At 57.7% G+C, this 21,696-nt stretch carries 21 protein-coding genes; 5 read left to right on the top strand and 16 right to left on the bottom strand.

Annotated features, from left to right (window positions below):
* Positions 1 to 17: 17 nt before the first annotated feature.
* Positions 18 to 2,255 carry a heavy metal translocating P-type ATPase gene (locus tag AC3B8H_RS01335; RefSeq protein ID WP_488439825.1) on the bottom strand — a complete coding sequence of 746 codons (2,238 nt, stop codon included), beginning with the start codon at positions 2,253 to 2,255 and terminating at the stop codon, positions 18 to 20.
* An 86-nt stretch (positions 2,256 to 2,341) separates the two neighbouring features.
* Complete coding sequence (locus AC3B8H_RS01330) at positions 2,342 to 2,551, bottom strand: heavy-metal-associated domain-containing protein (protein WP_488439824.1); 210 nt, start codon at positions 2,549 to 2,551, stop codon at positions 2,342 to 2,344.
* Between the two features lie 120 nt (positions 2,552 to 2,671).
* On the opposite strand from AC3B8H_RS01330, the gene AC3B8H_RS01325 reads away from it, so the two are divergent.
* The 5 genes from AC3B8H_RS01325 to AC3B8H_RS01305 are packed head-to-tail and all read left to right on the top strand — an operon-like array spanning position 2,672 to position 6,159.
* Entirely contained in the window at positions 2,672 to 3,877 is a 1,206-nt protein-coding gene (locus tag AC3B8H_RS01325; protein WP_488439823.1) for an EAL and HDOD domain-containing protein, read from the top strand.
* Between the two features lie 21 nt (positions 3,878 to 3,898).
* Positions 3,899 to 4,336 (top strand): rhodanese-like domain-containing protein, encoded by a 438-nt coding sequence (locus AC3B8H_RS01320; RefSeq protein ID WP_488439822.1) that lies wholly within the window; start codon positions 3,899 to 3,901, stop codon positions 4,334 to 4,336.
* A complete protein-coding gene (hflD, locus tag AC3B8H_RS01315) occupies positions 4,312 to 4,962 on the top strand; it encodes a high frequency lysogenization protein HflD (protein ID WP_488439821.1) in 651 nt (216 codons plus the stop codon). Before AC3B8H_RS01320 ends, hflD begins: the two co-directional genes overlap by 25 nt.
* Before the next feature lie 8 nt (positions 4,963 to 4,970).
* Entirely contained in the window at positions 4,971 to 5,786 is an 816-nt protein-coding gene (mutM, locus tag AC3B8H_RS01310; RefSeq protein WP_488439820.1) for a bifunctional DNA-formamidopyrimidine glycosylase/DNA-(apurinic or apyrimidinic site) lyase, read from the top strand.
* Between the two features lie 7 nt (positions 5,787 to 5,793).
* Positions 5,794 to 6,159 carry a DUF6164 family protein gene (locus AC3B8H_RS01305; RefSeq protein ID WP_488439819.1) on the top strand — a complete coding sequence of 122 codons (366 nt, stop codon included), beginning with the start codon at positions 5,794 to 5,796 and terminating at the stop codon, positions 6,157 to 6,159.
* Positions 6,160 to 6,211: 52 nt separating this feature from the next.
* On the opposite strand, the gene AC3B8H_RS01300 is transcribed toward AC3B8H_RS01305, so the two are convergent.
* From AC3B8H_RS01300 to AC3B8H_RS01235, 14 genes are all read right to left on the bottom strand, one after another.
* Positions 6,212 to 6,448: a TIGR02647 family protein gene (locus AC3B8H_RS01300; protein ID WP_488439818.1), complete on the bottom strand. Its 237-nt coding sequence runs from the start codon at positions 6,446 to 6,448 to the stop codon at positions 6,212 to 6,214.
* A 15-nt stretch (positions 6,449 to 6,463) separates the two neighbouring features.
* Positions 6,464 to 7,243 (bottom strand): DUF3530 family protein, encoded by a 780-nt coding sequence (locus AC3B8H_RS01295; RefSeq protein ID WP_488439817.1) that lies wholly within the window; start codon positions 7,241 to 7,243, stop codon positions 6,464 to 6,466.
* A gap of 3 nt (positions 7,244 to 7,246) precedes the next feature.
* Positions 7,247 to 8,323, bottom strand: coding sequence for an AI-2E family transporter (locus AC3B8H_RS01290; RefSeq protein ID WP_488439816.1), 1,077 nt, complete (start codon positions 8,321 to 8,323; stop codon positions 7,247 to 7,249).
* Positions 8,324 to 8,332: 9 nt separating this feature from the next.
* A complete protein-coding gene (locus AC3B8H_RS01285; RefSeq protein ID WP_488439815.1) occupies positions 8,333 to 9,001 on the bottom strand; it encodes a DedA family protein in 669 nt (222 codons plus the stop codon).
* 76 nt (positions 9,002 to 9,077) lie between these two features.
* Entirely contained in the window at positions 9,078 to 12,566 is a 3,489-nt protein-coding gene (dnaE, locus tag AC3B8H_RS01280) for a DNA polymerase III subunit alpha (protein ID WP_488439814.1), read from the bottom strand.
* 5 nt (positions 12,567 to 12,571) lie between these two features.
* The gene (gene rnhB, locus AC3B8H_RS01275; RefSeq protein WP_488439813.1) at positions 12,572 to 13,165 is read right to left on the bottom strand and encodes a ribonuclease HII; all 594 of its coding nucleotides are present in this window, start codon (positions 13,163 to 13,165) and stop codon (positions 12,572 to 12,574) included.
* Complete coding sequence (lpxA, locus tag AC3B8H_RS01270; protein ID WP_488439812.1) at positions 13,140 to 13,910, bottom strand: acyl-ACP--UDP-N-acetylglucosamine O-acyltransferase; 771 nt, start codon at positions 13,908 to 13,910, stop codon at positions 13,140 to 13,142. The genes rnhB and lpxA overlap by 26 nt, the downstream gene beginning before the upstream one ends.
* Before the next feature lie 3 nt (positions 13,911 to 13,913).
* Complete coding sequence (fabZ, locus tag AC3B8H_RS01265) at positions 13,914 to 14,360, bottom strand: 3-hydroxyacyl-ACP dehydratase FabZ (protein WP_488439811.1); 447 nt, start codon at positions 14,358 to 14,360, stop codon at positions 13,914 to 13,916.
* A gap of 99 nt (positions 14,361 to 14,459) precedes the next feature.
* The gene (locus tag AC3B8H_RS01260) at positions 14,460 to 14,960 is read right to left on the bottom strand and encodes an OmpH/Skp family outer membrane protein (protein ID WP_488439810.1); all 501 of its coding nucleotides are present in this window, start codon (positions 14,958 to 14,960) and stop codon (positions 14,460 to 14,462) included.
* 78 nt (positions 14,961 to 15,038) lie between these two features.
* On the bottom strand, positions 15,039 to 17,372 hold the full coding sequence (gene bamA / locus AC3B8H_RS01255) for an outer membrane protein assembly factor BamA (protein ID WP_488439809.1): 2,334 nt from the start codon (positions 17,370 to 17,372) through the stop codon (positions 15,039 to 15,041).
* 600 nt (positions 17,373 to 17,972) lie between these two features.
* Positions 17,973 to 18,290: a hypothetical protein gene (locus AC3B8H_RS01250; protein WP_488439808.1), complete on the bottom strand. Its 318-nt coding sequence runs from the start codon at positions 18,288 to 18,290 to the stop codon at positions 17,973 to 17,975.
* Positions 18,291 to 18,584, bottom strand: a complete 294-nt coding sequence (locus tag AC3B8H_RS01245) for a hypothetical protein (protein ID WP_488439807.1) — start codon at positions 18,582 to 18,584, stop codon at positions 18,291 to 18,293.
* Positions 18,585 to 19,644: 1,060 nt separating this feature from the next.
* Positions 19,645 to 21,213: a SulP family inorganic anion transporter gene (locus AC3B8H_RS01240; RefSeq protein WP_488439806.1), complete on the bottom strand. Its 1,569-nt coding sequence runs from the start codon at positions 21,211 to 21,213 to the stop codon at positions 19,645 to 19,647.
* 287 nt (positions 21,214 to 21,500) lie between these two features.
* Positions 21,501 to 21,696: hypothetical protein (locus AC3B8H_RS01235; protein WP_488439805.1), on the bottom strand; the 196-nt coding region annotated here is incomplete at its 5' end.

The following is a 21,696-nucleotide window of genomic DNA, read 5'->3' as shown; positions in this document are numbered from 1 at the left end:
GCGGGCGGCGGCCCGGTTTACTCGAGTTTCATCCAGCGCAGCCGGTTGGCGTTGCTGACCACGGTCACCGACGACATTGCCATCGCCGCGCCGGCAATCATCGGATTCAGCAACAGACCGAACAGCGGATACAACAAGCCGGCCGCGACCGGAATGCCTATCGTGTTGTAAATAAAGGCGCCGAACAGGTTTTGCTGGATATTGGTCACGGTCAGCCGCGACAGCGCCATCGCTTCCGGCACTTTCAGCAGCGAGCCTTGCAGCAACACGATGTCGGCGCTTTCGATCGCGACATCGGTGCCGGTGCCGATGGCCAGGCCGACGTCGGCTTGGGCCAAGGCCGGCGCGTCGTTAATGCCGTCGCCGACCATGCCGACGATTTCACCTTGCCGCTGCAAGGCTTGCACCACGGCGGCCTTGTCTTGCGGCAAGACTTGCGCGCGGACTTCGCCGATGCCGGCCTGCGCGGCAATGGCCTTGGCGGTGATTTCGTTGTCGCCGGTCACCATCAACACCCGGACGCCGGCGGCTTGCAGACGGCGCACCGCCTCGGCCGAATCGGCCTTGATCGGATCGGCGACCGCGACGATGCCGGCCACGGTTTTTTCGTCGGCCAGTAACATCGCGGTCTGGCCCCTGGCCGACAACTCGGCCATTTTTTCGCGGTAGGGCGCGTCATCGATGCCGTTTTCCGCCATCAACGCGGCGTTGCCGAACAACCAGAGCCGGTCCGCAATCCGGCCGGTGATGCCATGGCCGGCCACCGCCTGAAAGCGTCTGACTTTATCCAGCGCCAAACCGCGATCGGCCGCGCCGGCCAAAATCGCGGCCGCCAGCGGATGCTCTGACCCGGATTCCAGGCTGGCCGCGCGCTGCAACACTTGCTCGACGCTGTAGTCGCCGAATGCCACCACGTCGGCCAAACTCGGCTTGCCGGTGGTGACGGTGCCGGTCTTATCCAACACCAGACAACTGATTTTCCCGGCGCTCTGCAAGGCTTCGCCGCGCCGGATCAAAATCCCGGTTTGCGCGGCCCGGCCGACCGCGACCATCACCGAAATCGGCGTCGCCAAGCCCAGCGCGCACGGACAGGCGATCACCAATACCGTCATCGCGGTCACGAACGCGTAACCCAGCGACGGCGTGGGACCGAAGATCAGCCACACGAAAAACGTGAACACGGAAATAGCGACCACGCTGGGCACGAAGACCGCCGAGATTCGGTCCGCCAGTTTGGCGATCGCCGGCTTGCTATTCTGGGCTTGTCGCACGCTTTGGATGATCTGCGCCAGCGCGGTGTCGCGACCGATCCGGGTGGCCGTGAACAAAAAGCTGCCGTGCAGATTCATCGTGCCGGAGGCCACATTGGCGCCAACCTGCTTTTCGACCGGAATCGACTCGCCGGTCAACATCGCTTCATCGACGCTGGAATGACCTTCCAGCACGACACCGTCCACCGGAATTTTTTCGCCGGGCCTGACCCGCAAGGTTTCGCCCAAACCGACCTGCTCGATCGGCACGTCGATCTCGGCACCGTCGCGGACCACGCGGGCGGTGCGTGGCTGCAGGCCGATCAGGGCGCGTATCGCCGCCGAGGTTTTGCCGCGCGCCCGTGTTTCCAACGCGCTGCCCAAATTGATGAAGGCCAGAATCACCGCCGAGGCTTCGAAATAAGCGTGCGCCGACAGTGACGGCAGTTGCCCGGAAAAATCGATCACAACGCAGGAATACAGCCAGGCCGAACCGGTCCCCAACGCGATCAAGGTGTCCATATTGCTTTGCCGGACTTGCAACAGCTTGATCGCGCTGACGAAAAAATGCCCGCCGGAATAAAACATCACCGCCAGCGTCAACAGCGCGACGATGGACCAAAAATCGGCTCCGGCGGCGGTACCCATCGCCGGAAACCAGTCCAGGTGACCGCCCAACATCAGCGGCAGGCCCAGCGCGCCGGCGACCTTGGCCTTGTTCATCAAATCGCGATAGCGCTGTTCTTCCTGCTCCTCTTCCTCGCGCGGGTCTTCCAGCCCTTCCATCACCGCCGCGTCGTAGCCGGCTTCCCGCAGCGAGCGCTTCATCGCTTCATGATCGGCCGGACCGGTCACGGTCGCGGAATGATCGGCGAAATTCACGGCGACCGCTTCGACGCCCGGCACCTGTTGCAAGGCGGTTTCGACGGCGGCAATACAGCCCGCGCAACGCATGCCTAGAATCGACAAGCGGGTTTCGGTGGTTTGAACTTGGTCAGTGGTCATTGGAATACTCCGGCATTCGCCGTTGTTGGGACTCTAGCAGCGGTGCCGGGATCGGCAACCATGGCCGGGCAAGCGAGCATCGCGATTTATTCGACTTTGAAACCGGCTTCGACGATGGTGTCCTCGATTTCGTCGAGATTGGTTTGCGCCGGATCGTATTCGACCTCGACGCTTTTTTCGGCATGCGAGGCCTTGACCGCGATCACGCCCGGTACCGCCGACAGTTTACTGACGATATTGTTCTCGCAACCGCCGCACTTCATACCCGTTACCGTTAAAGACGCTGTTTCCGACATAGAGTTCTCCGAAAGTTTGTTGAAATCCGAATCGGCGGGTCACTCGACGAGCGCGGCACGCTCGTGTATAAAACCCCACCAAGCCTCATGATAGAGGATGCACGGGGGGAGTCGCAACGCATGACAGATTTTCTGATCGGCAGACAGCCGATATTGGACCAGGGTTTAAGCACCTTCGCTTACGAAATTCTGTTTCGGGGCAAGGACTTCGATTTGAGCCAACACGAGGGCGCGGCCAATGCCACCCGTCAGGTGATTACCGACACGATTCTGGAAATCGGCCTGAACGAGTTGGTCGGACCGCATAAGGCCTTCATCAACTTTACCGGCCGGAATTTGCTCGACAACATTCCGCTACACCTACCCAAGGACCGCATCGTCATCGAAGTCCTGGAATCGGTCGCGGTGGACGACGCCATCGTCGCCAACCTGAAGGCCTTGTCCGAATTGGGCTACACAATCGCGCTGGACGATTTCGTGTTGACGCCGGAATGGCGGCCGTTGCTGGAAATCGCCGACATCGTCAAATTGGACATCATGGCGGACGGCCTCGAAAAATCCCACGCCTTGATCACCGAACTTAAGGGCTACGGCTTGCGCCTGCTGGCCGAGAAAGTCGAAACCCACGCGGAATTTCAAGCGTTGAAAGAATGGGGCTGCGAACTGTTCCAGGGCTTTTTCTTCAGCAAACCCAATCTGGTGGAAGGCAAACGTCTCGGCGTCAGTCAGGCCTCGGCGATCCGGCTGATGTCGGCCGTCAACAATCCCGATGTCGAGTTTGCGGAGATCGGCAACATCGTCTCGCAAGACGTCGGCCTGAGCTTTAAGCTGCTGCATTACATCAACTCGGCGTTTTTCGCGCTGCCGCGCAAGGTCGAATCGATTCAGCACGCCATCGTCTGCTTAGGGCTGATCGAGGTCAAGCGCTGGGTCAACATCCTGACGCTGTCTACCCTGAGCGACAAGCCCTCCTCGGTTCTGCAAAACGTACTGATCCGCGCCAAGCTGTGCGAACTGCTGGCACTGGAAACCGGCCAGGACCGAGAGCTGTTTTTCTTCGTCGGCATGCTGTCCGGTCTGGACGCCTTGCTGGACATGCCGTTGCCGAAAGTTATCGAACAGTTGCCGCTGTCCGACGATATAATGCAAGCCGTGTTGGAATACGCGGGCGGCCCCGGCGAAGCGCTCAGATTTTGTATCGCGCACGAGCGCTGGGAAGCGTCCTTGGCACCTTATCGGGGTGTTTCGCATACCCGAATCGGCCAACTTTATTTGGAAAGCATCGATTGGTGGGCCAAATGCGTGTTTCCGCTGTTGAGCTCTTAACATGTCCGTTACCGGTGGTTTATGAAAAAATCGATACTCTTGGCTCTGTCTGCCCTGTTGATCAGCTTTCGGTTAACGGCCGGCGAACTGGCGGAAGTCAACGCCGAGCAATTACTGGATATGCAGAAAAACCAAAACGCGCTAGTCATCGACGTGCGCACCGAACAGGAATGGCAGGCTTCCGGCGTGATTCCGCAAAGTCGCTTGTTGCAATCCTTCGACGCGAACGGCCAAATCGATCAGGAGGCCTGGAATAGTCAGGTCGAGAAATTGAAAACCTCGCCCGACCAGCCGGTGATTCTGGTGTGCCGATCCGGCAACCGTAGCGCTAAACTCGGCAAATTACTGGCCGAACAAAAGGGCATGAACCCAATCTATCATTTGTCCAGCGGTATTCAAGGTTGGATAAAATCCGGCAAGCCGGTTAAACCCAGTTGTACGACAGCCGCCTGCAACTGAAGATGACGATACAGACGCTGAGCAACCAGACGATCGCGCTGGCCGGCATCGCCCAGGCCTGCTCGCTGGTACACCAATTGGCTACCACCGGCGCCTGCCCAACCCTGGCGATGCAGACCAGCATCGCTAGCCTGTTGAAAATCGACTCGGAAAGCGTGGCCGAGGTGTACGGCGGCATAGCCGGCGTCGCTCACGGACTGGAGCAGTTGCAACGACAATTGGCAAACCGCGAACAGGCCAGCCCGGAACAAACCCGCTACGCCGCCCAACTGGTCTATCTGCAAAAAAAGCTGGCGGGCAAGACCGAGATGCAGGACAACATCCGGGCCGGCATCGCCAGGGCACAAGCCCAGTCGGAGCATTTCGGCATCTTGCACGAAAACGTCCTGGCCAATTTGGCCGACATTTATCACAGCTCCATCAGCACGCTGCAACCGCGCATCATGGTCGCCGGCGACCCGCAGTACCTGGGCAACCAAGCCATCGTCAACAAAATTCGGGCCTTGTTGCTGGCCGGCATCCGTTCCACCTTGCTGTGGCGGCAATGCGGCGGCACGCGCTGGGCCTTATTATGGTCGCGCCGAAAAATTCAGGACGAAGCCGGCTTTTTGTTGACGCAAATTTAATCCCCGCGATGCCGGAACTCCCCGAAGTCGAAACCAGCCGACGCGGCATCGCGCCGCACATCGAAGGCAAAACCTTTGCATCGGTCGAAGTTCGCGAATCCCGCTTGCGCTGGCCGGTGCCCACCGATCTGAACGCGCTACTGACCGGCCGCCGGCTACGCCGCATCGATAGGCGCGGCAAATACCTGTTGTTCGACCTCGACAACGGCACGCTATTGATACATCTGGGCATGTCCGGCAATCTGCGCATCGGCCAGGCCGGACTGGCCCACGGCAAGCACGACCATCTCGATTTTGTGTTCGACGACGGCACCCTGCTGCGCTATAACGATCAGCGCAAATTCGGCGCGGTGCTTTGGACGGCGGACGATCCGCATTCGCATCCGCTGTTGGCGGAACTCGGCCCGGAACCGCTGTCCGCCGATTTCGATCCGGCTTATCTGGCCCAGCGCGTCGCCGGCCGGCAAGCGCCAATCAAACAGCTGATCATGGACAGCCACATCGTTGTCGGCGTCGGCAATATCTACGCCAACGAGTCCTTGTTTCTGGCCGGCATCCAACCGACCCGGCCGGCCGGCGGCCTGGGCGCCGACGACTGCGCCCGTCTGTGCGCCGCGATCAAAACCGTGCTGGAGCAAGCCATCGCCCAAGGCGGCACTACCTTGCGCGACTTTACCGACGCCCAAGGCAAACCCGGCTACTTCAAGCAATCGTTGCGGGTTTACGGCCGGGGCGGCGAACCCTGTTTAAGTTGCAAGGAACCGGTCCAACACCTGAAAATCGGCCAGCGCGCCAGCTATTTCTGTCCAACTTGCCAGCACTAGATCGTTCATGGCCGTGTTATTTTTCAATTTAAGAGACGTACCGCTCGACGAAGCCGACGACATCCGGCAACTGTTGACCGAACACGAGATCGGCTTTTACGAAACCTCGGCCGGCAACTGGGGCATATCGACCGCGGCAATCTGGCTTCACGATGCCGACGATCTGGAACAGGCTCGCGCGCTGTGCGATGCCTATCAGGCCGAACGCCAGGAAACCCAGCGCGAACTGTACCGTCTGCGCAAACTACAAGGCGAGCACGCCGGTTTCTGGCGGCATAACCTCGGCCAGCCCTTACGTTTTCTCAGTTACAGCGCATTGATCGCCGTGGTCGGCTACGCCTCGGTGAAATGGTTGTTCGATTTGGGACTATGAAGCGCCGCCAGCCCGGCGCTTTCCGAGCCGAGCCGACAGCACCGAAAACGGCTTAGCGCGTTTTCAGGATGGTTAACAGTTTTTGGGCGTGCTCGGCGGCTTCGATGCCCAAGTCGGTCAAGTAACCGCCGTCGGCCTGGCTGACCAAGCCCTTGTCATGTAAGCGCCGCGCCGCCGCGATCAAGGCCGGCTCGGCATTGCCGTGCACCTTAACCCCCTCCTGAATCGACTCCAGGTTGTACAGCGCCAGCAGCCGAATCTCGGCATATAAGTCTTCGTTCAATGGCATAAATTCTCCCAGCTGTTATTGTTGATGTTCCGTGATGGTTGTTGCCAGCCAACTATAAACGCGTTTGACCAGCAACGGGTAATTTTGCCGATAGGCGTGATCGTCGCCGTCGATGCGGAGCTGCCGGTAGACCGGGTTCTCCTTGCAGGCAATGCGACGCTTGACCGCCGTTTCCGCCACGTCCGGCCAGTCGGCTTCGGCGTAAACGTCCAGCAACGGCAGATTGATGTTCTTGACCAAGCTTAACGTTTGCGCGCCGGCCTGAGTGCTGTCCGGTACCGGCAAACTGATCGCGGCAAACGCGACCACGTTGGCCGGGGTCCGGCTGAGACGCGCGGCCGCCATTGCCGCGCCTATTCCGTAACCCACGATCGCGATTTGCTTGGCGCCGATTTTCAGCGCCTGATCGATCGCCGCTTGTATCCTGGCATCGGCCTCGCCGACCAAGGAGTAATAGTCTTCGAGCGCCGCGCCGGCTTCCCGCAACGGCAACTGTATCGCCAAGCTGGCCCAGCGATGCCGTGGCAACACCGTGCGCAGTTCGCGTATCAGCGGTTGCTGGTCCGGATGGCTATCCGCGTCGTGCAGAATGATGGCGACTTGCTCGTTGGCGGTTTTTTCGGCATCGACGAACAGCGCCAGAAATTGCCGGCCCTCGCCGGCTTGCAACCAAACCGCCTCGCCGACCAACGCCGGTTGTTGGATCGCATCGGCATAAGCCAGCTCGCGGGCAGGGTCGCTCGCCGACGCCGACGCCGCCAAGCAAATACCGCACAATGCGATCGTAAGCCGCATCGCTCAGCCCTTGCTGTAAAAACCGCTGAAGGTGTAGCGTTCGTGCAAATGCCGCAGTAAAACCATAATCACCGAAGCCACTGGCAAGGCCAGCAACACGCCGAGAAAGCCGAACAAGCGGCCGCCGGCCATCACCGCGAACATCACCGCGACCGGGTGCAGACCGATCTTGTTGCCGACCAGCCAAGGCGTCAATACGATGCCCTCCAGGCTATGGCCCACCGCGAATACGATCAGCACCGGCAGCAAATGCACAACATCCTGGAATTGCAGCAGCGCGGCGGTGCAGGAAAACACGATGCCGACCAGCGCGCCCATGTAAGGAATGAAGCTGATCAAGCCGGCCACCATGCCGATCACCAGTGCCAATTCCAAATCGACCAACCACAAACCGATGCTGTAAATGCCGCCCAAGGCCAGCATCACGTAAAACTGGCCCCGCAAAAAAGCGCCCAGAACATCGTCGGCCTCGGCGGCCAGCGCGCCGACCGTGCGGGCGTAACGGCGCGGGAACAAATCGTGTATGCGCGCGACCAGCACGTCCCAGTCGCGCAACAAGTAAAAGGTGATGACCGGAATCAGCACCAGATTCATCAACCAGCCAATAACCACCGCGCCGGAGTGCGAAACCGACTGCACGTTTTCGAAGACCCCGCCGCTGCTCTGCCACTGGCTTTTAATCAACGCGCTGAGTTGCTCGATATGCACGGGCCGAATCCCCCGCCCCAGATATTTCTGCAATACCGGAATCACGGTGCGGTTCAGCCAATTCAAATAGGCCGGCAATTTATCGATGAAGTCGCCGATTTGGTATTCCAGGGCCGGCACCACCACGATCAGCAAGGCGACGATCGCCACCGAAATGCCGGAAAACACCAGGATCACCGCAACGGTGCGACTCAAGCGCCGGCCCTTGAGATCCAGCGCTTCCAGTCTGTCGACCAGCGGGTCGCCAAGATAGGCCAAGACCGCGGCGACCGCGAAAGGCATCAATACCGGCGACAACAAGTAAATCAACGCGCAGGCGCCAACCACAAAAGCCAGCACCAACCATTTTTGCGAATCGCTGATGTCCCCCATCGTTTTCTCCTATTCGGCGGGTTGCCGCCGGGCTTTCCAGATTTCGATGACGATGGGCAAAATCGAAATGACGATGATGGCCAGAATCGCCAGTTCGAAGTTTTTCTTGACGACCGGAATATTGCCGAAAAAATACCCGGCGAACACGCAAATCAGCACCCAGGCCAGGCCGCCGATCAGGTTAAACAACAGAAATTCCCGGTAGCGCATCCGGCCGATGCCGGCAACGAACGGCGCGAAGGTGCGCACGATGGGTACAAAACGGGCCAAGACGATGGTTTTGCCGCCGTAAGTATCGTAAAAGGCTTGGGCCTTCAGCAAATGCTGATGGTTTACCCAACTCAACGTAAAGGCCTTTTGGCCGATGCTGCGTCCTATCCAATAGTTGACGGTATCGCCCAGCACCGCCGCCAGCGCCAACAGGCTCAATAAGGTCGGCATTTCGAAAGACTCCATCGCCGCGAACGCACCGGCCGCGAACAACAAGGAATCGCCAGGCAGGAACGGCATCACCACGAAACCGGTTTCGATAAAGATGACCGCAAACAAAATCGCGTAAGTCAAAGTGCCGTACTCGCCGATCAAATCAGCCAAGTGTTTGTCGATATGCAGCAAAACGTCGAGCAAATAATGCAGCCAATCCATATCCAATCCGTTAAGTTGATGAAGTCGTGCCATTATAGCCCGGCGCGGCCGGCCGTCGCGGTGGCGATCGCGTGGAAAAGCCGTCCGGCCCGATCGAACGCGGAACGGATCAGTATCTGACCTGCACGTTTTCGGTATTGAACAAGCGCCGCAAGCGGATCAGCAACTCGTCGGCCGGCCTGACCCGCCAATCCTCGCCAAGCTGCAATGCCGCCTTGTCGCGGGCGGTGCGGTAATCGATTTGCACCGGACAATTGCCGCCGCGAAACGGTGCCAGGATGTCCTGCAAACGGGCCAGCCAGTCGCCGCCCACTTCGAGGTTGGCGGTGTCCACCGTCAATTGAATCCCGCGCGCGAACAGCTCGCGCGCCTCCTCGATGCCGTACAACTTCTCGGCGGTCATCCGCAAGCCGTTGGTAAAATCGTCCATCGCCAACGAGCCTTCGGCGACGAGGATCGTATCCTTGCTGAGCAGGTTGCGATATTTGTCGAAGATGCCGCTGAACGCGGCGACTTCCAAACGGCCGGTGCGGTCGTCCAGCGTGGCAAAGCCCATCATCTTGCCCTGCTTGGTCTGGCGGGTGCGCATTTCCACGATCAAGCCGGCGACGCGGGCTTCCATCTTGCCGCGCGCCCGGCCCGCATCGACTTCCAGACTGCCCAGCGTGCCGTGGGTGATGTGCTTGAGCTCCGGCAGGTATTCGGCGATCGGATGGCCGGACAGGAACAAGCCCAGGGTTTGCTTCTCGGCTTCCAGTTTTTCCTTTTCGGTCCACGGCTCGACGACGGTGGCATACGCATCGGCTTCGTTATCGCCCTCCTCGACCTCCAGCCCTAAGCCGAACAAATCGTTTTGGCCGGCCAACGCCATCTTGCCGTGTTGTTCGGCCACTCTCAGCGCGGTGGTCAGTTCGGCCATGTGGGCGGCGCGGTTCGGATCGATGGTATCTAGCGCCCCGGCCTTGATCAGGGCTTCCAGCACTCTGCGGTTGACCTTGCGCAAATCCACGCGCTTGCACAGGTCGTACAAACCGGAATACGGGCCGTTGGCGTTGCGTTCCTTCAGCAAATCCTCGATCGCGTTTTCGCCGACGCCCTTGATGGCGCCGATGCCGTAAACGATCTGGCCCTGGTCGTTGACCGTGAAGCGGAAGTCGGACAAATTGATGTCGGGCGGCCGGATTTGCAGCTTCATCTCTCGGCATTCCTCGATCAACACCACCACCTTGTCGGTGTTGTCCATGTCCGACGACATCACCGCCGCCATGAAGGCCGCCGGGTAATGCGCCTTCAGCCAGGCGGTCTGGTAAGCGACCAGCGCGTAGGCGGCCGAGTGCGACTTGTTGAAACCGTAGCCGGCGAACTTCTCCATCAAGTCGAACACGTAGGTGGCGATGCCGGCGTCGATCTGGTTGGCGACGGCGCCGGACATGAACTTTTCCCGCTCCTTGGCCATTTCCTCGGGCTTTTTCTTACCCATCGCCCGGCGCAGCATATCGGCGCCGCCCAGCGTGTAGCTGGCCAGTTCGCGGGCGATCTGCATCACCTGTTCCTGGTACAGAATCACGCCGTTGGTCGGTTTCAGGATGGGCTCCAGCAACGGATGGGCGTACTCGGCCTTGGCGCCGTGCTTGACGTTGATGTAGTCGTCCACCATGCCCGACTCCAGCGGGCCGGGTCGGAACAGCGCCACCAGCGCGATGATGTCGTCGAAACAGTCGGGCTTGAGCTTTTTGATCAGCGCCTTCATGCCGCTGGACTCGAGCTGAAACACCGCCGTGGTCTGGGCCTTCTTCAGCAATTCGTAGCTGGGCAAGTCGTCGCGCGGAATCTGGGCAATATCCACCGGCGGCTCGCCCTTGGCGGCGCGCTGGCGGTTAATTGTTTCCAGCGCCCAAGCTATGATGGTCAGCGTCCGCAACCCCAGAAAGTCGAACTTGACCAGGCCGACCGCCTCGACATCGTCCTTGTCGAACTGGGTCACCAGATTGCCACCGCCCTGCTCGCAGTACAACGGCGAAAAGTCGGTCAATTTGGTCGGCGAAATCACCACGCCGCCGGCATGTTTGCCGGCGTTGCGCGAGATGCCCTCCAGCGCCCGCGCCATGTCGATCAATTGCTTGACCTCTTCCTCGGCGTCGTACAGGTCCTTGAGTTCCTGGCTTTCCTTCAAGGCCTTGTCCAAGGTCATGCCGATTTCGAACGGAATCAGCTTAGCCAGACGGTCGACGAAACCGTACGCATGGCCCATCACCCGCCCCACATCGCGAATCACCGCCTTGGCCGCCATCGAACCGTAGGTGATGATCTGCGAGACGTGGTCGCGGCCGTAATGCCGGGCCACGTAGTCGATCACCTCGTCGCGGCGCTCCATGCAAAAGTCGATATCGAAGTCGGGCATCGACACCCGTTCCGGATTCAAGAAGCGCTCGAACAGCAGATCGAATTCGATCGGATCGAGGTCGGTAATCTTCAATGCGTAAGCCACCAGCGAGCCGGCGCCCGAACCCCGCCCCGGCCCGACCGGAATGTCGTTATTCTTGGCCCATTGGATGAAGTCGGCGACGATCATGAAGTAGCCGGGAAAACCCATCTGCACGATCACGCTCAATTCGGTTTCCAAGCGCTCGTCGTAGACCTTGCGATTTTCCTCGAACGTCCCCTTGCCGACCGGCGCGTGCTGTTGTAAACGCTCCTCCAAGCCCTCGCGCGAAGCCTGCTTGAAATAGTCGGCCAGCGTCATCCCCTCGGGGACTTCGAAATCCGGCAGGAAGTTTTCGCCCAGGCGCAACTCGACATTGCAACGCTTGGCGATTTCGACGCTGTTTTGCAGCGCTTCGGGCAAGTCGGCGAACAGCTCCAGCATTTCCTCGGCGCTGCGCAAATATTGCTGCTCGGTGTAATCCTTGGGCCGGCGACTGTCGTCCAGGACCCGGCCTTGATGGATGCAGACCCGCACTTCGTGGGCGTCGAAATCGCTCCGATTCAAAAAACGCACGTCGTTGGTGGCGACGACCGGTAGATCCAACTCCGCGGCCAAGTCTACCGCCAGCTTAATGTAGCGTTCCTCGTCGGGTTTACCGACGCGCTGGACCTCCAGATAAAAACTGTCCGGAAACAAGCCCGCCCAAAATTCGGCGTTCGCCTTGGCCTGAGCCTGGTTTTCCGCAAGCAGCGCCGCGCCGACGTCGCCTTGCATCGCGCCGGACAGCGCGATCAAGCCTTCGTGGTTTTCGGCAATCCAGGCTTTTTGCAGCATAGGAATGCCTTGATGCTGGCCTTCCTGATAACCCCGCGACACCAGTTCGGTCAGCGTTACGTAACCGCGCTTGTTGCGGGCCAGCAGCGTCAGGCGGTGGGGCGAGGTCGGTTCGTCGTCGTTGTATATCCAGACATCGGCGCCGGCGATCGGCTTGATGCCGGCGCCTTGCGCAGCCTTATAGAACTTCACCAGCGAGAACAGATTGCTCTGCTCGGTGATCGCCGCGGCCGGCATGTGGTATTCGCCAAGTTTCTTGACCAGCGGCTTGATCCGGACGATGCCGTCGACCAGCGAGAATTCGGTGTGGATGCGGAGATGGACGAAGCTGGGGTTCATCGCCGTCAACCGAGGAATTTTTTGACTGGCGCGTAGGAGCGGCGATGCTGCGGCGATACGCCAAGCTCGGCTAACGCGGCCAGATGGGTTTTGGTCGGATAGCCTTTGTGAACGGCGAATTGGTAACCGGGATAAAGCCGATCCAGCACGTCCATTTCCGTGTCGCGCGCGACCTTGGCGAGTATCGATGCGGCGGAAATTTCGGCGATCAACGCATCGCCGCCGACCACCGCATCGCCGGGGCAATCGATGCCCGGGAGACGATTGCCGTCCACTTGGATAAAGTCAGGCTGGATTTGCAATTGCGAATAGGCCCGGCGCATCGCGACAAAGGTGGCTTGCAAGATATTGATGCGGTCGATTTCGCTGGCTTCGGCGCGGCCGACCGCCCAAGCCAAGGCCTTGGCCTTGATTTCGTTTGCCAGCGCGACACGGCGTTTTTCGCTGAGTTTTTTGGAGTCGGTCAAACCGGCGATCGGCCGGGCCGGATCGAGGATCACCGCCGCCGCGACCACCGGGCCGACGATGCAGCCGCGCCCTACTTCGTCGATGCCGGCGATCCGTTGCGCGGAATTAACGGAGGATGCCGCGGGTGACATTGCGCAAGAAACTGACCATGTTGGAAAGTTCGTTGCTTTCGCCGGCCATGCCTTCCATTTCCTCGATCGCGTCTTCCAGGCGCAAGTTGTTCTTGTACAGGATTTTGTAGGCTTGGCGAATCTGGCGGATCACTTCCGGCGATTTGCCGTTGCGCTCCATGCCGACCGAGTTGATGCCGTGCGGCCGGGTCGGCCGGCCGCCGACCATCACGAACGGCGGAATATCCTGAGTAATCGCGCTACCCATCGCCGAGAAACTGTATTCGCCGATCTGAGTAAATTGATGCACCAGCGTGAAACCGCCCAGAATGGCGTGATCGCCGATGTGCACGTGGCCGGCGATTGATGCGCCGTTCGCCATGATCACGTGGTCGCCGATTTCGCAATCGTGCGCCACGTGAGTGTAAGCCATGAACAAATTGTCGCTACCGATCAGCGTCAAGCCTTTATCCTGCAAGGTGCCGCGATGCATGGTGCAGAATTCGCGAATGACGTTGCGGTCGCCGATTTCCAGCCGGGTCACTTCGTCGGCGTACTTTTTGTCTTGCGGGTCCTCGCCTATCGACGAGAACTGGTAAATTTTGTTGTCGCGGCCGATCGCGGTTGGACCGCGAATAACCACGTGCGGCCCGATCTCGGTGCCGGCGTCGATTTGTACGTCGGGACCAATGACGCTGAACGGACCGACTGAAACGTCTTCCGCCAATTCGGCCTTGGGATGGACTACCGCTCTGGAGTCTATCATGGCCTAACTCGTCGCGACCGCGCACATGATTTGCGCGCCGGCCGCCAGTTCGCCATCCACTTCGGCGCGGCAGTCGAAAGACCACAGATGGCGTTTGTGCTTCAGATAAGTCACTTCCAGACGCAGCTGATCGCCGGGCACGACTTGCTTTTTGAATCGGGCATTGTCGATCCCGGCCAAAAAGAAGGTCGTGTTGCCCTGCCCCAGTTTATCGTCACTTTTCGCGGTCAGCAGCGCGGTCGCTTGCGCCAGCGCCTCCAAAATCAGCACGCCGGGCATGATAGGTTGAGCCGGGAAATGGCCCTGGAAAAACGGCTCGTTGAAACTGACGTTTTTAATACCCACCAGTTTTACGCCGGGTTCCCATTCGATCACTCGATCGACCAACAAAAAGGGATAACGGTGCGGGAGCAGTGCCTGAATTTGCAGTATGTCTAGCGTACCTGTCATGACGGTCCGAAGTGGGTGGAGATAAACGAAAAAGGGAGCCAGCCGGCGGGCCGTCTCCCTCGCTTTGAAGTCGGCGTTTCCGGCGGAAACGCTCGCAAATTATTGCGACAGTGTTTCGAGCTTTTGTTGAACCCGCGCGGTCACGTCGATTTGATCGTTGGCGTAAATGACGCCGTCGGTCAGCAGCAGGTCGAACGACTCTTCCTTGGCTAACGCTCTTACTGCTTCAACGATACGTTTTTGCAGGTTACCCAATTCTTCGTTGCGGCGCATGTTGAAGTCTTCGCTAAACTCTTGTTGAGCTCTGGCCGCATCGCGTTTTTTGTCCAGAATGTCTTTTTCCAAACGGTGGCGTTCTTCTTCCCCCATCACTGCGGAATCCCTGCCGAGTTTGTCTTCCAGGGTTTTGATTTCTTTTTGCTGAGAAACCAGGGCTTTATCCCGAGGCGAAAATTCGGTTTCCAAACGCGTTTTTGCTTTCGCTGCCTGCGGGGCTTTCTCCAATACTTTTGCCACGTTGACGAAACCGATCTTCAGTTCCGCGTGACTAACGCCAGCAAATGCCATCAGCGTTAAGAATAAAGCAATACATTTTTTCATGGTAATAACCATCTCCGGTTAAATTGTGTTAAGACAGAACGCAAGCCCGATTATAGGGGAAAACTGCCTTGAACTAAACTAAAATCCCGAGCCGAAAGTGAACTGGAAGGCCTGAGTTCTATCCCCAGACTCGGAATTGAGCGGCTGAGCCACGCTGACCGCCAACGCCCCGAACGGCGACAGCCATTCCCCGGATAATCCCACCGAATAGCGGAAATATTTGCGCAAATCGCCGGTGCTCAAGCCGGGCGACAAGGTACCGGCATCGACGAACGAGCCGATCCGCACCGACTTGACGTCGCTCAAAAATGGAATCGGGAAAAACAATTCGGCCTTGCCGATCAACTTGGTCGCGCCGCCGATCGGACGATTGGTATAGGCATTCTTGTTAAGCGTGGTCGCATCGATCACACCCAGCGTGTTCTGCATGAAGCCGCGGACGTCGCCGGTACCGCCGGCGAAATAGTTTTCGAAGAACGGCAAACCGTCGGTGCTGCCGTAACCGCCGCCATGAGCCACCTCGCCCAGTATGCGGAACGTGAAATCGTTGGACAACGGAAAGTAATGTTGATGCTTGTAACCGACCTTGTAATACTCCAGATCGCTGCCCGGTATCGTCGCCAATGCCGAAATCCGCTGCTGGCCGCCGCTGTGCGCGAACGTGGCGCGATCCAGCGTGTCGTGAGTCCAACCGGCCGAAGTCGACAAACTGGTAAAGCTTTTCGAACGAATTTGGCCGCTGGTGTATTTGGTGAAGCCGAGAAACTTTAGAATGGTATCGGACGAATACGCGGTATTCTCGATTTCGGTGCGTTTCAGTTCCAGGTCGAAACCCACCCGGTCGAATTCGTTCAGCGGAATGCCGAAATTGACGCCGGCATTGGTGATCGTCGTGTTATACGCGGCCAAGTTGGCTGCATAGGCGTTACGCGAGGTATAGCCCAAATTGTAACCCAGCGACACCCCGTCCAGCGTGTAGTAAGGATCTGTAAAGCCCAGGTTGTAGCGCGTCAGGATACTGCTGTTGTTAAACGCGAAATCCAGCCGCTTACCGGTACCGAAAATGTTGTCCTGCGATACGTTGGCGTTGAAGATAATCCCCTGCACCTGCGAGTAACCGATACCGGCCTGCAAGTTACCGGAAGCTTTTTCCTTGACGGTGTAATTGACATCGATCTGGTCGGCCACGCCGGCGACCGGCGGCGTCTCGACGCCGACTTCCTCGAAATAGCCTAAGCGGTCCAGACGAGTCTTGCTGCGTTCGATCTTGCTGCTGGCCGCCCAACTGGACTCCATTTGCCGCGCCTCGCGGCGGATCACTTCGTCGCGGGTCTTGGTGTTGCCCTTAACGTTAATCCGTCTGACGTAAACCCGTTTACCCGGATCGACGAAGAAGGTCATCGCCACCGTCTTGGACTGCTCGTTGATCTCCGGCACCATGTTGACGTTGGCGAAGGTGTAACCCTCGTCGCCCAAACGGTCGGAAATCGCCTTCGAGGTTTCGGTGGCGTTCTTGCGCGAGAAGATTTCACCTGGTCCGACCCTGACCAATTTGATCAAATCCTCGGGCGGCACGATCAACTCGCCGGACAACTTGACCTTGTCCAACATGTAAACGTCGCCTTCCTTGACGTTGATCGTGATGTAAATTTCTTTTTTGTCGGCGGTAATGTCGACCTGGGTCGATTCGATCGAAAAATTGATATAACCGCGATCCAGATAATACGAACGCAGTTTCTCTAAATCGGCCGACAATTTCTGCTTGGAGTACTGGTCGTCCTTGGAATAAAAGGACAGAAAATTGGTGGTGCTGAGTTCGAATTCCTTGCGCAGCAAGTCGCTGGCGAAAGTCTTGTTGCCGACGATATTGATCTGCTTGATCTTGGCAACCCTGCCCTCGGAAATATCGATGCGAATGCCGACCCGGTTGCGGGTCAATTCGGTCACCTCGGTCTTGATTTTCAAGCCGTATTTACCGTGGCTGAAATACTGGCGGCGCATTTCCTGCTCCACCTTGTCCAGCACCTGCTTGTTGTAAACCTTGCCTTCCGCCAAGCCGATTTTCTTCAACGCTTCGGTCAGGTCTTCCTTCTTGATGTCCTTGTTACCCTCGATGACGATTTTGGCGACCGACGGCCGTTCAACCACGGTCACGATCAAGGTGTTGCCGTCGCGCTCCAGCGTGATGTCCTTGAAAAAACCGGTGTTGAACAAGGAGCGGATCGCCGAGGCTTGTTTTTCGTCGGTGAAGGTCTCGCCGACCGAAACCGGCAGATAGTTGTACACCGTACCCGCCGAAATCCGTTGCAATCCCTTGACCTGGATGTCATCAACTACAAAGCTGCTGGCGTGGGCCATTTTGCCGGCCAAGGCACTCAGCAACAGTATTTGAAATAGCGGATTTCTCTTCACGCACTCAACCAAGATGTATAAATGGCGGCGATTGTAACACGCGTCTCCACCATTCTAGTGCGTTGAAAAGTAAATCATCGTTAATGCTGGCCGGGATTTTGCTTTACCTTTACGTATCAAGCGCCAATGCCAACAATGCGAAATCCAACACAAAAAACAGCGGATAACAGATTGATTTGTTTTGAGACTCGGCTGATTTAACAAACCCCGCCACTGACATATAGCTCCGCCCCGAGGCGTTAGACCTCAATCGGGAAAGCCTATCGAAGGCTCCACCGTTAAGAGTTTCGATAGGCCCGAACCGGGTGCCGGCGACAAATAAATCCCGCTTATTAACCCAGCCGCTAAACCCCATTCTTCTCTGAATTTGTCAAAGCATGCTCTAGTTCAGGCTTAGACATGTTCAGCTCGCACGGAATACCAGTGCCAAATAGGGCCGGAATTGACCCGGCCCAAAATACCGATTCGCCCCGAGCCCTTCGGCCACGCTCGGGAGAGCCTTGTCGAAGGGCGTTTCACACAGGATTTGGACAGGCTGTACCCGAACGGCATGCCAGTCATAAACAGGGTCGGGGTAATAACAATCCATCGCCCCTGGACTCACGGCGCGCAATTGACCACCAATTCCTGGCTGTACTGGCCGATCTCCTTGTCCTTGGACATGAACACGGCGGTGTAGCGGCGCAGCTCCGGTTTACCGGGATTCAACAGCGGCCGGCGATCGACGAAGGGCGAGATGGTGGCGCGGCCCAGCAGTACCCAGTCGGCGTCGGCGTCACGCTGGCAATAAATATTCACCCCGTCGCTGCGGTATTTTAGAAAGCTTAACGCCACTACGCCGCCGGTTTGATCGTTGCCACTCAATTTGGGGCTGGCCGCCGATAAGTCGCCGGCCCGACTGCTTCCCTCGATACCCAATTACGCACCGATACCGTCGGTGTAATTGGAGCGCGCCTTGATGCGCCTTGCCTCGGCCCGAATCAGGCTTTCGGAGACCTGACGACTGTCGCTTTTGTCGGCGGTCGCTTGTCTGGCGAGCGCGGAGGCGTTGCCGGCCAGCCGCGACTTATCGTGAAAATCGGCGTTTGCCGCCGTCAGCGCCGCAAAGTCGGCCTCGGACACGCCGTGCTCAGGTTTCAGATTGGCCAGAAAATGGTCGAACCAGGCCAGAAAATCGTGATCGGAATTCGGGATAAACGTGGATTTGGGCATGTTATGCTCCTCGATGAACAGTTTTAAACGATCCACCTACTCCAGTTTCGCCACCGGCAACGCCCGCAGCGAGGGTATCGGCCTTTCCGTGCCGTGTTTTTATAATGGAAACGCGTGCTTCCGCGGCTCCGTGCCATGTTTCCAGCGTTCCGTGTCGTGCTTCCGCGACTCCGTGCCGTGTTTCCAGCGTTCCGTGTCGTGTTTCCTCGGCTCCGTGAAACTCGAATCGCCGAAAGCCTTGCCAGCCATGGCTTGCAGCGGTTTTCCCCCAACGTTTGCAACACGCGTAAAAATGGTTCCGTGCCGGGCAACCCTAGACGGTTACCGTCAGCCGCTTTGTCATGCGTATCGCCCCGCGAACCACGGCGCTTGCTTAAACAGCGCGATTAGCGGCACAACAGAGGCGAGCGATCCTTGAACGACCGAAAGGATAGTCTATAAATTGAAAAAAGCATAGAATAGCCGCTAAAGGAATCGCACAGCTCTTTTTCCATGCACTAAGCTTGCGGCTCATTGCGTTTAGGAAATTTAGCGGGCGGCTTACGACCCTAAGCCGCCTTTGATAAAACCGGCGAGTGACGGCTTCCGTCCGTAAAGATTTTCGCCCATCCATGGAACGAAAATCAGGACCCCACCGTCACGGTGATTGCCTTCGGCGGCCCCGATGCGTCCGCGTCACCTCGTTTCGACCCAACCAGGGGTCGAAACATTGGCTCTCGCATGACTTAACGGCGTGTCGCCAAGCCTTGCAGGTTTTCTGCGAAAACCCGCCCGGCGCTACGCCTATCGGGGACTAAAATTCATCACTCCGCGTTCGCTCCGTTTCCATGAATTTCAGCGGTTGTTAGATAGTCTGGTTAAAAGCAAACAACGGACATTCGTTTGATACAAAGAAACCCTAATAGGGGATCTCGAAAAGCCCTTCTCTTTTCGCGGCGTGATGGAGCTAATAATGCAAATATCTGATTCATATGCCCCCATCCTAAACTTATTCCAGTGCACGAAGATGCGGGTTTACCTTTTAAGATAGCCCCCTCTGGGTTGAGGGATAAGCAGGGAGTTATTTTTTAACCATATCCATAGCAATCTGTTGTATTCGGTCCACCATACTTAGCTTGCCGACTTGACCAACCAGGCCTGCACGGCGCAGTTTTTCGAAGACATTCGGTCTTGCGCCGCACAGGATTAGTCGGGTTTTGTGCCGTTTGCAGTTATCCAGCAAATCCCAAAGTGATTGCAGGCCGGTTGCGTCGATGAAAGGCACTTTTTCCAGGCGCAAGACCAGAATTTCGGTATGGCCGTGAATCATTTCCAGTGCAGACTCCAGTCTTGCCGCCGCCCCAAAAAAGAAAGGCCCTTCCATGGCAAAAACCGCGGCATGGGCTGGCAGCGTGAAATCATCGTCATCGAGTTCTTCCATGACGGCGTCGTGTGCTTGCTGCTCTATGCCCACGGCTTCCGACATGCGTTTCATGAATAGCAGTGACGCCAGCATCACGCCGATATTGACGGCGATGACCAAATCCCCGAATACGGTGAGTAAAAAGGTTATCAGCAGCACCGCCACATCCGATTTCGGCGCCGTTCTGAGCATGTGCCCGAAACGGTGCAACTCGCTCATGTTGTAGGCCACGACAAACAAGATGGCGGCTAACGCGCTCAGCGGAATCAACGACGCATAAGGTGCCAGCAACATGACGATGCCGATCAAGGTCAAGGTATGCACAATCCCCGCCAGTGGACTGTTGCCGCCATTGCGCACATTGGTCGCCGTGCGGGCAATTGCACCGGTAGAGGCAAAGCCGCCGAACAGCGGGGAGCATATGTTCGCAATCCCTTGACCGATCAATTCCTGATTGGCGTCATGTTTAGTGCCGGCCATGCTGTCGGCGACCACGGCGGACAGCAACGACTCAATCGCGCCCAGCAAGGCAATCGTAAAAGCCGGCCCGATTAACTGCAGCGCCTCGGGTACCGACATTGCCGGCAGCTGGAATTGCGGCAACTTCTGCGGAATGCCGCCAAACGCGCTGCCAATCGTCGCTACGCCGTCCCATTGGAATTGCCACTGCACGCAGGTGGCAATCAGCATGGCGACCAGCGGGGCGGGAATGCGTTTCAGAATCCGGCCGGACAACAACAATACAGCCAAGGTCAAGCCACCAAGTAAGGTGGTTTCAACATGCAGCGCAGGAAATGCCTGTGCCAGCGCCCAAAATTTTTCATGAAAATGCGCGGCACCGGCTGCGGGGCTCAGGCCAAAAAAGTCTTTCCATTGGCCAACAAAAATGATGACCCCAATGCCACTGGTAAAGCCGACGATGACCGGATCGGGGATGTATTTGATGACGCCACCCAACTTGGTAAGTCCCATAAGCAACAATATGATGCCGGCCATCAGGGTGGCTATCTGCAAGCCGCCGATGCCGTATTTGTCGGTAATGCCGGCTAGAATCACGATAAAGGCTCCGGTTGGCCCTGCGATCTGCACTCGGCTGCCGCCAAACAATGATGTCAGTCCACCGGCCACGATGGCCGTGTATAGTCCCTGCTCGGGTTTGGCGCCGGAGGCTATCGCAAAGGCCATGGCTAGAGGCAGCGCCACTACACCGACGATCACGCCGGCCAACAGGTTATTCAGCCAATGCGCCCTGGACCATAAGCCATCGCGTCTGGCTTCAAGAATTGCAATCATTGGAAAGGTTTCAAATGTTTATCGAGGGAGCCCATAATAACACCCGGGTTGTAGCGATTACCGTGTGCATCGCGTACCTTCTGTCTTTCGCTACCATGATGACCTTCTATTGGTACGCGATGCGTATCCTACATCTACATCTGGACTTTCAGACAAGCCAAATCATTGACTGAATACAGCCGGTTTGATGCCATTAGTTGGCTCATACTCAATGGCTCAAATTAGCTGATTTTTACCTTCAGCCCGGCAGGATGCGGTGAGGCGCGAACCACATCGATCGAGAAAAGGACTCCACAATAAATGACAAACCAACACCGCTTTGAATATCCCCGAGCCACTTGGTATTTTCGGTTAATCTGGTGTGGCCGAATGGCAATCGATTGTTGACGGACTGGATTCAATCTACCGCGAATCGCC

The sequence above is a fragment of the Methylomonas sp. BG-2 genome, from assembly GCF_057766305.1.
Note: the sequence above shows the minus strand (reverse complement) of the source record. Positions and strands in the feature narration are given on the sequence as shown.